12 protein-coding genes and 1 tRNA gene are annotated in these 14023 nt (G+C 71.0%); 5 read left to right on the forward strand and 8 right to left on the reverse strand.

The window, feature by feature from the left end:
• The first annotated feature begins 48 nt into the window (after positions 1-48).
• Complete coding sequence (locus K336_RS0100110) at positions 49-1023, forward strand: alpha/beta hydrolase (RefSeq protein ID WP_081660435.1); 975 nt, start codon at positions 49-51, stop codon at positions 1021-1023.
• A 74-nt stretch (positions 1024-1097) separates the two neighbouring features.
• Here the strand turns inward: K336_RS0100110 and fabF are convergent, their stop codons facing one another.
• The 7 genes from fabF to K336_RS0100145 form a co-directional block, all read right to left on the reverse strand.
• Complete coding sequence (gene fabF, locus K336_RS0100115) at positions 1098-2357, reverse strand: beta-ketoacyl-ACP synthase II (protein ID WP_028705977.1); 1260 nt, start codon at positions 2355-2357, stop codon at positions 1098-1100.
• A gap of 58 nt (positions 2358-2415) precedes the next feature.
• The gene (locus tag K336_RS0100120) at positions 2416-2664 is read right to left on the reverse strand and encodes an acyl carrier protein (protein WP_021797397.1); all 249 of its coding nucleotides are present in this window, start codon (positions 2662-2664) and stop codon (positions 2416-2418) included.
• A 79-nt stretch (positions 2665-2743) separates the two neighbouring features.
• The gene (locus K336_RS0100125) at positions 2744-3748 is read right to left on the reverse strand and encodes a beta-ketoacyl-ACP synthase III (protein ID WP_021797399.1); all 1005 of its coding nucleotides are present in this window, start codon (positions 3746-3748) and stop codon (positions 2744-2746) included.
• 3 nt (positions 3749-3751) lie between these two features.
• A complete protein-coding gene (locus K336_RS0100130; RefSeq protein WP_021797406.1) occupies positions 3752-4702 on the reverse strand; it encodes an ACP S-malonyltransferase in 951 nt (316 codons plus the stop codon).
• Positions 4703-4850: 148 nt separating this feature from the next.
• On the reverse strand, positions 4851-5948 hold the full coding sequence (locus K336_RS0100135; protein ID WP_051245297.1) for a PucR family transcriptional regulator: 1098 nt from the start codon (positions 5946-5948) through the stop codon (positions 4851-4853).
• Between the two features lie 130 nt (positions 5949-6078).
• The gene (locus K336_RS0100140) at positions 6079-7152 is read right to left on the reverse strand and encodes a sugar kinase (RefSeq protein WP_028705979.1); all 1074 of its coding nucleotides are present in this window, start codon (positions 7150-7152) and stop codon (positions 6079-6081) included.
• 141 nt (positions 7153-7293) lie between these two features.
• Positions 7294-8496, reverse strand: coding sequence for an amino acid aminotransferase (locus tag K336_RS0100145; protein WP_021797182.1), 1203 nt, complete (start codon positions 8494-8496; stop codon positions 7294-7296).
• A 244-nt stretch (positions 8497-8740) separates the two neighbouring features.
• Here K336_RS0100145 and aceE point away from each other — a divergent pair, with 244 nt between their 5' ends.
• The 4 genes from aceE to K336_RS0100165 all read left to right on the forward strand — a co-directional run bounded on the left by aceE (position 8741) and on the right by K336_RS0100165 (position 13208).
• On the forward strand, positions 8741-11491 hold the full coding sequence (gene aceE / locus K336_RS0100150) for a pyruvate dehydrogenase (acetyl-transferring), homodimeric type (RefSeq protein ID WP_021797191.1): 2751 nt from the start codon (positions 8741-8743) through the stop codon (positions 11489-11491).
• Between the two features lie 260 nt (positions 11492-11751).
• Positions 11752-12180 (forward strand): DUF3052 domain-containing protein, encoded by a 429-nt coding sequence (locus K336_RS0100155; protein WP_021797184.1) that lies wholly within the window; start codon positions 11752-11754, stop codon positions 12178-12180.
• Between the two features lie 346 nt (positions 12181-12526).
• Positions 12527-12988 carry an Hsp20/alpha crystallin family protein gene (locus tag K336_RS0100160; protein ID WP_028705980.1) on the forward strand — a complete coding sequence of 154 codons (462 nt, stop codon included), beginning with the start codon at positions 12527-12529 and terminating at the stop codon, positions 12986-12988.
• 146 nt (positions 12989-13134) lie between these two features.
• Positions 13135-13208: transfer RNA gene (locus K336_RS0100165), tRNA-Val, on the forward strand.
• 33 nt (positions 13209-13241) lie between these two features.
• Here the strand turns inward: K336_RS0100165 and K336_RS0100170 are convergent.
• Positions 13242-14009, reverse strand: coding sequence for an amino acid ABC transporter ATP-binding protein (locus K336_RS0100170; protein WP_155944944.1), 768 nt, complete (start codon positions 14007-14009; stop codon positions 13242-13244).
• Positions 14010-14023: the final 14 nt, after the last annotated feature.

Consider the following 14023-nt stretch of genomic DNA (forward strand, 5'->3'; position numbering starts at 1 on the left):
GGCCCCGAAGGGCCCTCGGACGCGGAGGGCGGGCCTTATGCTCGGGTGATGAACATCACAGCGCAGCAGCACAGCGCCTCCGAACCCCGCATCGAGGTCGGACGCCTCGACCGTCCCGACGGCGAGCGTCTCCTGGTGCGTGCCTGGCTCCCCGTCGGTGAGCCGCTGGCCGTCCTCCAGATCAGCCACGGCATGGCCGAGCACTCCAAGCGCTACGACCGCTTCGCCCGCGCCCTCACCGCGGCCGGCTGGGCCGTCTACGCCGGCGACCACCGGGGCCACGGCGGCACCGCCGGCCACCTCGAACGGGCCGGCATCTGGCCCCGCAACGGCTGGTCGGTCGTCACCGAGGACCTCCACGCGGTCCACGAGCTGGCCGTGCGCCGCCACCCGGGCGCCCCGCAGTTCCTCCTGGGGCACTCGATGGGCTCGGTCCTCGCCCGCGAGTACGCGATGCACTGGTCGCAGGAGCTGTCCGGCCTCATCCTGTCCGGTACGACGCCGAGCATGGGGCGCACCGGGGTGCCCGCCCGAGAGACGGCCCGTGCCGAGGCCGGGCTGCGCGGCTGGGACAGTCCAAGCCGCCTCGTCCACGCGCTCGGCTTCGCCTCGTACAACCGGGCCTTCCGGCCGGCCCGGACCCCGTTCGACTGGCTCAGCCGCGACGAGGCCGAGGTCGACGCCTACGTCGCCGACCCCTGGTGCGGCTTCACCTGCTCCAACGGCCTCTTCGCGGAGATCATCGAGGGCCAGATCCGCGTCCACTCGCGCAGCCACGTCGCCCTCGTCGGCTGGGAGCTGCCGGTGCTCGTCGTCGGAGGCGGCGCCGACCCCGTCTGCGGCAACGGCCGCGCCGTCGAGGAGGTCGTCGGGGAGTACGGCATCGCCGGCCTCACCGACGTCGTCGGCAGGGTCTGGCCGGGCGCCCGCCACGAGCTGCTCAACGAGACCAACCGGGACGAGGTCACCGCCGGCCTCCTCGACTGGCTCGAGCGCCGCCGCACCGGCAGGATCTTCGACTGACGGGCCCGGGACGACGAGGGGGGCGCGGATCCCACGGCCCGCGCCCCCCTCGTCCCGCACCGGACGGGCCGGGATCACCCGGTGATGTTGTCGTTCGTGACGGCCACGGCGACGTTGTGCCCGCCGAAGCCGAAGGAGTTGTTCAGTGCGGCGAGGCGGCCCTCGGAGGGCAGCCCGACGGCCTCGTTCGCGGCGATGGTCACGCCCAAGTCGTCCTCGGGATCGTCGAGGTTGATCGTCGGAGGGACGATGCGCTCGTGGAGGGCCAGGAGGGTCGCCATGGTCTCGAGGGCGCCCGCGGCGCCCAGCAGGTGGCCGGTCATCGACTTGGTGCCGGTGACGACGACGTGGTCGGCGTCGTCGCCGAGCAGCTCGCGGATGCCGTGGGCCTCGGTGACGTCACCGGCCGGGGTCGAGGTGGCGTGGGCGTTGATGTGGTTGATGTCGGCGGGCGCCAGGTCGGCGTCGGCGAGGGCCTTGCGCATCGCGGCGCGCTGACCCCGGCCGCTCGGGTCGGGCTTGACCATGTCGTAGGAGTCGGCGCTGATGCCGGACCCGGCGATCGTGCCGTGGACGCGGGCGCCGCGGGCCGTGGCGTGCTCGAGGGTCTCGAGGACGAGCATGACCGAGCCCTCGCCCATGACGAAGCCGTCGCGGCCCCGGTCCCACGGGCGGGAGGCCCGTTGCGGCTCGTCGTTGCGCTTGGACAGCGCCTGCATCTGGGCGAACGAGACGATGGGCAGCGGGTGGATGAGCGCCTCGGCGCCGCCGACGAGGGCGATGTCCGCGCGTCCGGCGCGCAGCATGTCGAGGGCCAGGGAGATCGCCTCGTTCGAGGAGGCGCAGGCCGAGACGGTCGTGTGGACCCCGGCGCGGGCGCCGATGCGCAGGCCGACGTTGGCGGCCGGCGCGTTCGACATGAGCATCGGGACGGTGAAGGGGCTCACCCGGCGCTGGCCCTTGGTCTTCAAGATCTCCCACTGGGAGATCGTGCTCTGGAGACCACCGATGCCGGTGCCGACGACCGAGGCGGCCCGGTTCGGATCGATCTCGTTCTCGGGGGAGAAGGTGAGGCCCGCGTCCTCCCAGGCCTGCCGGGCCGCGATGACGGCCAGCTGGCTGGAGCGGTCCATGTGGCGGAGCTCGATGCGGGTCAGCTGGGAGTCGACGTCCACGTCGACCTGCCCGGCGAAGCGCACGGGCAGGTCGGCGGCCCACTCCTGCTCGATCGTGCCGATGCCGCTGCGGCCGCTGCGGAGCCCCTCCCAGGTGCTCGCAACGTCGTTGCCGAGCGGGGTCAGCGCCCCCAGGCCGGTGACGACGATGGTGCTCAATGTGTCCTCCAGTGCGGGTGTTCGAGTGTGGTGGGCGACGTGGAACGGTCGGTCGGGCTCAGGCCTTCTGGGCCTTCTCGACGTAGTCGACGGCGTCGGCGACGGTGCTCAGGCCCTTGACGTCCTCGTCGGGGATGTCGATGTTGAAGGCCTCCTGCAGGGCGTAGACGATCTCGACCATCGACAGGGAGTCGATGTCGAGGTCGTCGATGAAGCTCTTGTCGGGCTGGATGTCCTCGACCGGGACACCGGCGACGTCGTTGACGATCTCGGCGAGCTTGGTCAGGATCTCTTCGTTGGTAGCCATGGTCGGCCCTTTCTTGTTGGTGTTGTTGGGGGACAGGTCGTCGGACGAGGTCCGTTGTCGGCGCCGTGCGCCGGTTCCGTCAGGGTATGACGATGATCTGACCGGCGTAGGTCAGACCCGCTCCGTAACCGATGATCAGGGCGGTCTGGCCGCTCGTCGCCCGGCCCTGGCGGATCATGTCGTCGAGGGCGATCGGGATGGAGGAGGCCGAGGTGTTGCCCATCTCGGCGATGTCGCGGCAGACCGTCACGTTCTCGGGCAGGTGCAGATGACGCACCAGCGCATCGGTGATGCGGTCGTTGGCCTGGTGGGGGAGGAAGATGTCGAGCTCCTCGGGCCGGATGCCGGCCAGCTCGATGGTGCGGGCGGCGTGCCGGGTGACCTCCGCCAGGGCCCACTTGAAGACCGTGCGGCCGTCCATCGTGATGAAGGGGTAGCCGGTGTCGTGCCCGGCGCCGCTCAGCCAGTGCTCGATCTCGATGGTCTCGACGTTCTCGGGCTTCGTGCCCCAGACGGTCGGGCTCACGCCGGGGGTCTGCGAGGGGCCGACGACGGCCGCGCCGGCGCCGTCCCCGAAGATGAACGCGGTGCCGCGGTCCGCGATGTTGATCATGTCGGACAGCCGCTCGACGCCCACGACGAGGACGAGGCCGTCGTCGCCGGCATGCCCGGCGCGGATGAGCGACTCGGCCAGCGCGACGCCGTAGCAGAAGCCGGCGCAGGCGGCGGAGATGTCGAAGGCCGCCGGATCGGTGCAGCCGAGCTCGCGGGCCAGGTAGTCGGCCAGGGCGGGCGACGGGTGGTGGTGCGAGACGGAGGCCAGGATGATGGCGCCGATCTGCTCGGGGCGCACGCCGGCCATGTCCATGGCGCTGCGGCAGGCCTGCACGGACATCGACAGAGGGGTCTCGCCCTCGACGGCCCAGTGGCGCTCCCGGATGCCGGTGCGCTGCTCGATCCACTCCGGGGTGGAGTCGATCATCGTGCACATCTCCTCATTGGTCACCACGCGGGAGCCGCGGTAGGAGCCGGTGCCGAGGATGCGCGCGTACCGCGCGCCGGTAGAGGTGGCCAGTGTCGTCATGGGTCAGACCTCCTGGGCGGTGGTGCCGGCGTGCCCCTGGCAGAAGGCCAGCGCCTCGTCGATCTGGTCGGGCGTGTTGAGGCTGAACAGCTCGACGCCCTTGAGATTGCGCTTGGCGATGCCCGTGAGGGTCTTGGCCGGGGGCAGTTCGAGCAGACCGGTGGCGCCGAGCCCGCGCATGGTGTCCATGCACAGGTCCCAGCGGACCGGAGTGGTGACCTGGGCGACCAGGCGCTCGAGGTACTCGGCGCCGGAGGCGACGACCTCGCCGTCGCGGTTGCTGAGCAGCCTGGTGATCGGGTCGGAGGTCGTCATCGTGGCCGCGAGCTCGGCCAGCCTCGGCCGGGCGGGGGCCATGTGGGCGGTGTGGAAGGCGCCGGCGACCGACAGCGGGATGACGCGGGCCCGGGCCGGCGGGTCGTCGCGGAGGGCTTGGAGCCGGTCGAGGGTGCCGGCGGCGACGATCTGGCCGGAGCCGTTGTTGTTGGCGGCGGTGAGGCCGCACTGCTCGATGCGGGCGAGGACCTCGTCCGGGTCCCCGGCGACGACGGCCGCCATGCCGGTGGGCTCGACGGCGGAGGCGTCCGCCATGCCGCGGCCGCGCTCGCGGATGAAGACCGCCGCCTGCAGCGGGTCGAGGACGCCCGTGCCGGCGGCGGCGGTGATCTCGCCGACGCTGTGGCCGGCGGCGACGTCGGCCAGCGAGAACAGCCCGTGGTCGAGCCGCGGGGCCGTCACGAGCGCCGCGTGGAGGCCGGCGCCCATGAGCAGCGGCTGCGCCACCGCGGTGTCCCTGATCGTCTCGGCGTCGGCGCCGGTGCCGAGACGGGCCAGGTCGAGGCCGGTGACCTCCGAGAGCCGGGCGAGGCCTTCGGCGAAGGCGTCGATCTCGAGCCAGGGGGCCAGGAATCCTGGCGTCTGAGCGCCCTGTCCAGGGGCAACGATCACAAGCATGGAACCATCCTGCCCCTGCGCGGTGGGGGCCCGTGCGACTTATCCCGACGAAAAACGATACCGGGCCGTTGGAGGAACTCCACAAAACGGGGCGGAGGGAGTACCGCTCGACCGTGCGGGATTTTATCGGGACCGGAGGATCGGCCCCTCACCGGGAGTCGGCGGCGGGGTTCGTCACCGTGAGCCGGCCCAGCGTGATCGCCAGGTGCAGCGCATAGGCCTGACGCGGGTCGAAGGGGCTCATCGCGGTGAGCTCCTCGACCTTGTGCAGGCGGTAGCGCACCGTGTTGGCGTGCACGAACAGGGCCCGCGCCGTGGGCTCGACGGCGCACCCGTTGTCGAGGAAGCCGATGGCCGTTGCGAGCAGCTCACCGCCGGCGGCGGCCAGCGGCCGGTAGACGTCGTCCACGAGCCGGCGGCGCGCGAGCGGATGGCCGGCCAGGGCCCGCTCCGGGAGCAGCTCGAACGAGGCGACGACGCGCGGGGCCTCGGGCCAGGCGTGGGCGACCCGGGCCGCCGACAGGGCGCCCTGGGCCGAGGCGGCGGCCTCGCGCAGGCCGGTGACGAGCGGACCGACGATGACCGTCCCCGAGGCGAAGAGCGCCTCGAGCTCGTGGGCGGCCCGCAGCGCGGCATCGGTGCCGGTCAGCTGCTCCCCGCCGATGATGACGATGATGCGCCCGCCCTGCTCGGAGGCGAGCGCGGCGAGCCCCCGGCCGGCGGCCGCGGCGCGCAGCTCGTCCAGGTCGGGCTCGTCGGGGCGCGGCCCGGCGATGACGCAGACCGGGCCGCGCGTGTTCCAACCGAGTGCCGAGGCGCGCGAGACGACGAGGTCATCGGTCTCGGCGCGCACGATCGCGTCGACGATGAGCGCCTCCATGCGCTCGTCCCAGCCGCCGCGCAGCTCGGCGGCGCGGGCGTAGACCTCGGCGGTCGCGAAGGCGACCTCGCGGGAGAAGTGGACGATCGACAGCTCGAGGACGAGCCGGTCCTGCGGCGGGACGAGCCCGCCGACCCGCTCGGCGACGACGTTGACCGTCGTGCGCACGAGGTCGACCGTCTGGTGCAGGGAGATCTTGCGGGTCAGCGAGCGCGGCGCGGCGTTGAACAGGGTTCCCGGGTCGGCCGCGCGGCCGGCATCGGCGAACCACGCCAGGAAGTTGTCGATACCGGCTCGGGCGACGATGGTGATCCAGCTGCGGTCCTCGGCGCCGAGGCTCCGGAACCACCGGTGCCGGTCCTCCATGGCCCCGACCACCCGGGTCGTGAGCGTGCCGACCTGCTCCCTCAGACCGGCGACGATCTCGTCGCGGTGCTCGGGCGAGAGACCGTCCGGGCCCCAGGCGCCCCGCGCGGAGGGCCCGGACGGGGCGCCGTCAGCGCTTGATGCGGGCGTTGCCATTCCAGATGGTCCAGATCTGGTCCTCGTCGGCGGGGACCGCGTAGTCGGTGAGGACGGTGGTGGCCAGGGCGCCGGAGGCCCAGCCGAACCGGAGGCAGCGCTCGGCGTCCCAGCCCTTGAGAAGGCCGTAGAGGATGCCGCCCACGGTGGCGTCGCCGCCGCCGATGCGGTCGAGCACCCCGATGGGACGCGGCTCGGCGACGTGGAACTCGCCGTCGTGCCACAGGATGGCGCCCCACAGGTGCTCATTGGCGTTGACGACCTCGCGCAGCGTCGTGGTGAAGTACTCGACGCCGCCGAAGCGCTCGTGGGCCTTCCCGATCATGCCCTTGAAGCCGTCGATCTTGCCGGCCAGGCCCCGGCCGCCGGCCTCGGGGCCCTGGAGGCCGAGGGCCAGCTGGAAGTCCTCCTCGTTGCCGACGAGCACGGTGCACAGCTCGGCGATCTCGGTGAAGGCCTCCCGCAGCTCGGCCTCGCGGCCCTCCCAGAAGGAGGCCCGGTGGTTCAGGTCGAAGCTCACCGCGGTGCCGTGCCTCCTGGCGGCGCGGGCGACCTCGAGGCAGAACCGGCAGGTCTCGGGGCTCAACGCCGCGATGAGACCGGACATGTGGACGATCCGGACGCCCTCGTCGCCGAAGATGCGGTCGAGATCGAAGTCCTCGGCGCTCAGCGTGCGGCCGACCTCGCCGGCGCGGTCGTTCCAGACGCGGGCGCCGCGGTTGCCGTAGCCCGAGTCGGCGATGTTGAACTGGTGGCGGTAGCCCCAGGCCCCTCCCTGGGGGACCTCGGGGCCCTCGTAGGCCATGTGGCGTCCGGCCAGGTCGGACTTGATGAGCTGGGCGATGGGGGAGCCCGCGACGAAGTTCGTGAGGATCTTCACGGGCTGGCCGAGGTGGCTGGAGATGGAGCCGACATTGGACTCGGCGCTCGTCACCTGGAGCATGAACTGGTTGGCGACGTGCACCGGCTGACCGGCGGCAGGACTGATGCGCACCCCCATGCTGGTGGGGATGACGAGGCTCCACTGGGCGTCTTCGCGCAGGTGCATGGCGTTGCCTTTCTCGGGTGTCCGTTTCGGCGCCGCTCGCACCGGGGGTCCGCACCGGCGGGGCGCGCGTGCAGCACAGCCTAGTCGGCGCGGCGGCCCCGGGCCCGGGCCGATGCATGCTGTTGCCCGGGCCGGGACGGGTCAGCCCCGGTGGACGGCCGCGATCGCCGACGCGACGTACTCGACGTTGCGGCTGTTCAGGGCCGCCATGCAGATCCTGCCCGTGTCGAGCCCGTAGACGTGGTACTCCTCGCGCAGACGGATCATCTCGTCCCTGCTCAGGCCCGAGAAGCTGAACATGCCCGCCTGCCGGGTGATGAAGCCCATGTCCTCGACCCCCGCGGCCACGAGGGCCGCCAGGAGGGCGGCGCGCATGTCGGTGATGCGGGTGCGCATGGTCGTCACCTCCTCCTCCCAGCCGGCGCGCAGGTCGGGGTCGGTGAGGATCGTCGCGGCGATCGTCGCGCCCTGGAAGGGGGCGTTCGAGTAGAGGCTGCGGACGGTGCGGGCGAGCTGGCTCTTGACGCGGGCGGCCTCGTCGGCGTCGGCGCACACCGCGTGGATGGCGCCGGTGCGGCCGCCGTACATGGCCATGTTCTTGCTGAAGGAGCTCGCGACGAAGAAGCTCAGACCGGCCGCGGCGAATGCGCGGACCATGCCGGCGTCCTCGACGAGGCCGCGCGAGAAGCCCTCGTAGGCCAGGTCGATGAAGGGCATGAGCCCGCGCTCGGCGAGCAGCTCGGCCAGCGGGCCCCAGTGCTCGGGGCCCAGGTCGTAGCCGGTGGGGTTGTGGCAGCAGGCGTGCAGGAGCACGACGGTGCCGGGCTCGGCCGCCCGGATGTCGGCGAACATGCCCTCGACGTCGATGTCCTGGGCGTCCGCGTCATAGTAGCGGTAGCTGCCCGTGCGGTAGCCGGCGTAGCGGAACAGCGAGTGGTGGTTCGCCCACGTGGGATCGGAGGCGATCATCGGCGCGTCCGAGTCGATCTGGTGGCGGTAGAGGTCGGCGCCCAGCAGGAGCGCGCCGGTGCCGGAGAGCGACTGGATGGTCGCGACCCGACCCGAGGCGACGGGCTCGGAGTCGGCGCCGAAGACCAGTTCCTGGGCGGCCTCGTTGAAGGGCTCCCAGCCCCTCATCGGCAGATAGGTCCAGGGATCGGGGTCGTCGGCCATCTGCTTCTGCACCTTCTCGACGGACTTGAGCAGCGGCACCCGGCCGTTGTCGTCCTGGTAGACGCCCACTCCGAGATTCACCTTGCGGGGATCTGTGTCCTGGTTGAACAGATCGGTCAGGTGGAAGATCGGGTCGTTCGGGGCTGCGTCGAGTGAGGCGAAGATGGACATGCCTGTGGTTCCCTTCCTTTTCGCGGCGAACGTTACCGGCGGCCCGCGGATCCTCCCGCCGCCTCGTTCCCCGATGAGATCGGGACCCGACCGGTCGGCCCGGTTGGTCCGACCGGTCGTGGTCGGGCCAATTACGCTGAGGGCTGGTTCCGTTTTCCAACGGGGAGCTCCCCGCCGGTTGGAAGATGGGGGCAGTCCGTCGGCACCGCTCGCCGCCGGACAGCTGAGCTGAAAGGACGACAGCGTGATCCCTCGCGAGGAACCCGGACCCATTCTCAACGGCCAGCCCACGAGCCTGCCCGACACCGACCCCGAGGAGACCCGCGAGTGGGTCGACTCGTTGGACGGGATGATCGACGCTGACGGCCAGAACCGCGCCCGCTATGTGATGCTCAAGCTCAACGAGCGGGCCCGTGAACGTCGTATCGGGGTGCCCTCGTTGGTCTCCACCGACTACGTCAACACGATCCCCGCCGACCAGGAGTCGCCGTACCCCGGCGACGAGGAGCTCGAGCAGCGGATCCGTCACACGCTCCGCTGGAACGCGGCGGTCATGGTGCATCGCCAGCAGCGTCCCGGCGTCGGCGTCGGGGGCCACATCGCCACCTACGCCAGCGCCGTCCACCTGTACGAGGTGGGGCTGAACCACTTCTGGCGCGGCAAGGACTCCGACGACCGGGGTGACCAGGTCTTCTTCCAGGGCCACGCGAGCCCCGGCATGTACGCCCGCGCCTTCGTCGAGGGCCGCCTCACCGAGGCCGATCTCGACGGATTCCGCCAGGAGTACTCCCGTCCCCGCGGCGGGCGGGGGCTGCCGAGCTATCCGCACCCGCGCCGCATGCCCGACTTCTGGGAGTTCCCGACGGTGTCGATGGGGCTGGGCCCGATCAACGCCATCTACCAGGCGCAGTTCAACCGCTATCTCGAGAACCGGGGCATCAAGGACACCAGCCGTCAGCACGTCTGGGCCTTCCTCGGCGACGGCGAGATGGACGAGGTCGAGTCGCGCGGCGCCCTGCAGCTGGCCTCCAACGAGGGCCTCGACAACCTCACCTTCGTCGTCAACTGCAATCTGCAGCGTCTCGACGGCCCGGTGCGCGGCAACGGCAAGATCATCCAGGAACTCGAGGCTTTCTTCCGCGGCGCCGGCTGGAACGTCATCAAGGTCATCTGGGGCGAGAACTGGGACCCGCTCCTGGCGGCCGACGCCGAGGGCGCACTGGTCGCCATCATGAACGCCACCAATGACGGCGACTACCAGACCATGAAGGCCAACGACGGCGCCTGGGTGCGCGAGCACTTCTTCGGCCAGGACCCCCGCACCGCCGCCATGGTCGCTGAATGGAGCGACGACGAGATCTGGTCGCTGCGCCGCGGCGGCCACGACTACAAGAAGATCTACAACGCCTACAAGGCCGCCACCGAGTTCAACGGCGGCCCGACCGTCATCCTCGTGCACACGATCAAGGGCTACTTCCTCGGCACCCACTTCGCCGGCCGCAATGCGACCCACCAGATGAAGAAGCTGGCCCTGGACGACCTCAAGGGCCTGCGCGACCGCTGCGGGATCCCGATCAGCGACGCCCAGCTCGAGGCCGACCCCTACCAGCCGCCGTACTACAAGGAGCCCGACGACTCGGACGCCATGGCGTACATGTTCGAGCACCGCCGGGCCCTCGGCGGCTTCCTGCCCGAGCGGCGCACCACCGGCAAGGAGCTGCAGCTGCCCGGTGAGAAGGCCTACAGGTCGATCAAGAAGGGCTCCGGCCATCAGAAGATCGCCTCGACGATGGCCTTCGTGCGCATCCTCAAGGACCTCATGCGCGAGAAGAGCTTCGGCCCGTTCGTCGTGCCGATCCTTCCCGACGAGGCCCGCACCTTCGGCATGGACTCGTTCTTCCCGACGAACAAGATCTACAACCCGAACGGTCAGAACTACACACCGGTCGATCACGACCTCATGCTCAGCTACCGCGAGGCTGTCAACGGACAGCTCCTGCACACGGGCATCAACGAGGCCGGCTCGGTCGCCGCCTGGACCGCCGCCGCCACCAGCTACGCCACCCACGGCCAGCCGATGGTCCCGATCTACCTCTTCTACTCGATGTTCGGCTACCAGCGCACCGGCGACGCGATGTGGGCCGCCGCCGACCAGATGGGTCGCGGCTTCTACATCGCGGCCACCGCCGGGCGCACGACGCTCACCGGCGAGGGCACCCAGCACATGGACGGCCACTCGCCGATCCTCGTGAGCACCAACACGGCGCTCGTCAGCTACGACCCGTGCTACGGCTACGAGCTGGCGCACATCGTCGAGGACGGCCTGCGCCGCATGTACGGCGACGAGCCCGAGGACATCGCCTACTACATCACCGCCTACAACGAGCCGATGGAGCAGCCCGCCGAGCCGGCCGACGTCGACGTCGAGGGCATCCTCAAGGGCATGCACCTGCTCTGCGAGGGGTCGATGGAGGGCGTCAACCCGGACGCCCGCCGCGCCCAGCTGCTCGCCTCGGGCGTCGGCGTCCCGTGGGCCCTCCGGGCCCAGGAGCTGCTCAAGGCCGACTGGGGCGTCGTCGCCGACGTGTGGAGCGTCACGAGCTGGGGCGAACTGCGCCGGGACGGTCTCGAGTGCAACGAGCAGTCCTTCCTGCACCCCGAACTGCCGCAGCGCGTGCCCTTCGTCACGCGGTGCCTGTCCGGGCGTCCCGGCCCCGTGATCGCCACGAGCGACTACATGAAGGCCGTGCAGGACCAGATCCGCGAGTGGGTGCCGACCGACTACACAGTGCTCGGCGCCGACGGCTTCGGCTTCTCCGACACCCGCGCCGCAGCCCGCCGCGAGGTGCACATCGACGCCGTGTCGATGGTGGTCGCCACCCTGCAGACCCTCGCCCGCCGCGGCGAGGTGCCCGCCGAGTGGGCCGCCCAGGCCGCCGAGCGGTACGGCCTGCTCGATGTCTCCGCGGCGGCGGCCCCGGTCGAGGAGCACTGATCGGGGGAGCGCATGTCGTCGTGCTCCCCCGGCGCGGCAGGGCGGAGCAGGGGCGTCACCGGCCCGTGGGCGCCCCTGCTTCTACGTCCCGGCGGGTGCCGGCGGTGCTCTCGCCTCGTGGGCGTCCCCGCCGGGCGACGTGCGGTCCGCCCGGCGGGGACGCACCCAATCCCTCGCTCTCGGGCGCGCGGGCCGGGACGGCGCCGGATCGGGTGCGTCCCGGTGCGCGCAGACGGACCCGCATGTGGTGAAGTAGTGCCATGGCAGGCAGTACTGACAAGTCATCCACCTCGATGGGGGGAGCCGAACTACTCAAGCTGCGTCCCGGCATGATCGTCCAGGAGCTGGGCTGGGACGATGACGTCGACGAGGAGCTGCGCGCCGACATCATGGACCTCATCGACGCGGACCTCATCGAGGACGTCGTCGAGGCCGTCGATGCGGTCATCCTGTGGCAGCGCGACGACACCGACGTCGCCGATGCGCTGGTCGACGCGCTCCGCGATCTGTCCGATGCGGGGTACATCTGGCTGCTGACGCCCAAGATCGGCCGTCCCGGGTACGTCAAGCCGATCGACATCTCCGAGGGCGCCTCGGTCGCCGGTCTCACGGCGACGAGCGCCGTCGAGGTCTGCCCCGACTGGCAGGCGTGCCGGATCGTCCGTTCGCACAGCGCCCGGCGTTCCTGAGGGGCCCGGCGCGGAGCAGGTGCGACGTCCTCGTGCGGTTCCGTCGGCGACTCCGTGCAGGGACGCGCTCCCGTCGCGCCTTCCCGCGCAGGTGCGTCCTCGTCGGCCCGGTCGCGTCCACCGGCCGGAGCCGGTCGTGGTTCCGCCCCGCCGCCTTGCTGCGCACCCGGAAAATTCTTCGACGAGGGTTGAGCGTGGCCCGCTCAAGGTGGAATAATCAGAGTTGAGTCAAGGTTACTCAAGGTGAACGCGGTGAGACCGGTCGAGGCGCGGCCGGTCGAGGCGCGGGAACCGTGCCCGCACGGGAGACTCCCGGGCGGCGAGGACGCACAAAGGACGGCGCACGATGAGCACCATGCTGTACAACCCCTTCCGCGAGATGGATCGCTTCTTCGACCAGGCGGCCAGGGCCGTGGCCCGCGACGCCAGGCTCATGCCGATGGACCTCTACCGCGATGGCGACAACTTCATCGCGAAGCTGGATCTGCCGGGCGTCGATCCGGCCACCATCGAGGTCGGCATCGACGACCGCACGCTGACCGTCACCGCCGAGCGCAAGCCCGTCGAGATCGAGTCCGGCGACAAGAACCACTGGGTGAGTCGTGAGCGCACCACCGGCAGCTTCGCCCGCCAGCTCACCCTGGGCGGCGGCCTCGACCTGGCGAACGTCAACGCCGACTACGCCGATGGCGTGCTGACGCTGACGATCCCGGTGGCCGAGGAGGCCAAGCCGCGCAAGATCTCCGTCACCGGTACGAGCGTCCCGGCCCAGGTCGAGGGCTCGCCCGAGGAGAAGAAGGAGGCATGAATCCGCAGGCCCGCGCGAGCGCCCCGCCGGGGAGCCCGCGCGGGTGGAGGTGATGCGGACAGTGGCCCCGCCGGGCGTTCGGCGGGGCCACTGCTCCGTCCGGGCGCATCCGCCCGCCCCCGCCCATCGCTACAATCGCTGGACAGGGGCGCATAGCTCAGTTGGTCAGAGCGCATCCCTTACAAGGATGAAGTCGGCGGTTCGAGCCCGTCTGCGCCCACCGGCCCGGGGCGCCCCGGGCCCTCGCCGGGCCTCACTCGGTGTGCGTGAGCACCTTCTGGAGGAACTCCTTGGTGCGGTCCTGCTGCGGGTGGTCGAACAGCTCGGCGGGGGAGCCGGACTCGACGATGAGACCGTCGTCCATGAAGACGGCCAGATCGGAGACCTCGCGGGCGAAGCCCATCTCGTGGGTGACGACCATCATCGTCATGCCCGAGGCCGCCAGGTCCTGCATGACCGCCAGCACCTCGCCGACCAGCTCGGGATCGAGGGCGCTGGTGGGCTCGTCGAAGAGCATGAGGTCGGGTTCCATGGCCAGTGCGCGGGCGATCGCCACGCGCTGCTGCTGACCGCCGGACAACTGCGCCGGGAAGTGGTGGGCGCGGTCGGCCAGACCGACGCGCTCCAGCAGCTCCATGGCCCGGGCGCGGGCCTCGTCCTTCGGCTTGCCGGCCACCCGCACCGGCGCTGCCATGACGTTCCCGAGGGCGGACATGTGGGGGAACAGGTTGAACCGCTGGAAGACCATGCCGATCCTCGACCGCTGCGCCGCCAGCTGCTTGGGCCGCAGCTCGTGGAGCCTGCCCCGCTCGTCCCGCCCGTAGCCCATGAGCGTGCCGTCGACCGTGATCGAACCCGACTGGATCTCCTCGAGCACGTTGACGCAGCGCAGCAGCGTCGACTTGCCCGAGCCCGACGGGCCCAGGATCGTGCAGACCTGGCCGCGCTCGACCTGAAGACTCACGCCCTTGAGGACGTGCAGATCGCCGTAGAACTTGTGCACCTCGTGCACCTCGACCATTGCCATGTCCGTCC

The organism is Propionibacterium acidifaciens DSM 21887, from assembly GCF_000426605.1.
GTDB classification, from domain to species: domain Bacteria; phylum Actinomycetota; class Actinomycetes; order Propionibacteriales; family Propionibacteriaceae; genus Propionibacterium; species Propionibacterium acidifaciens.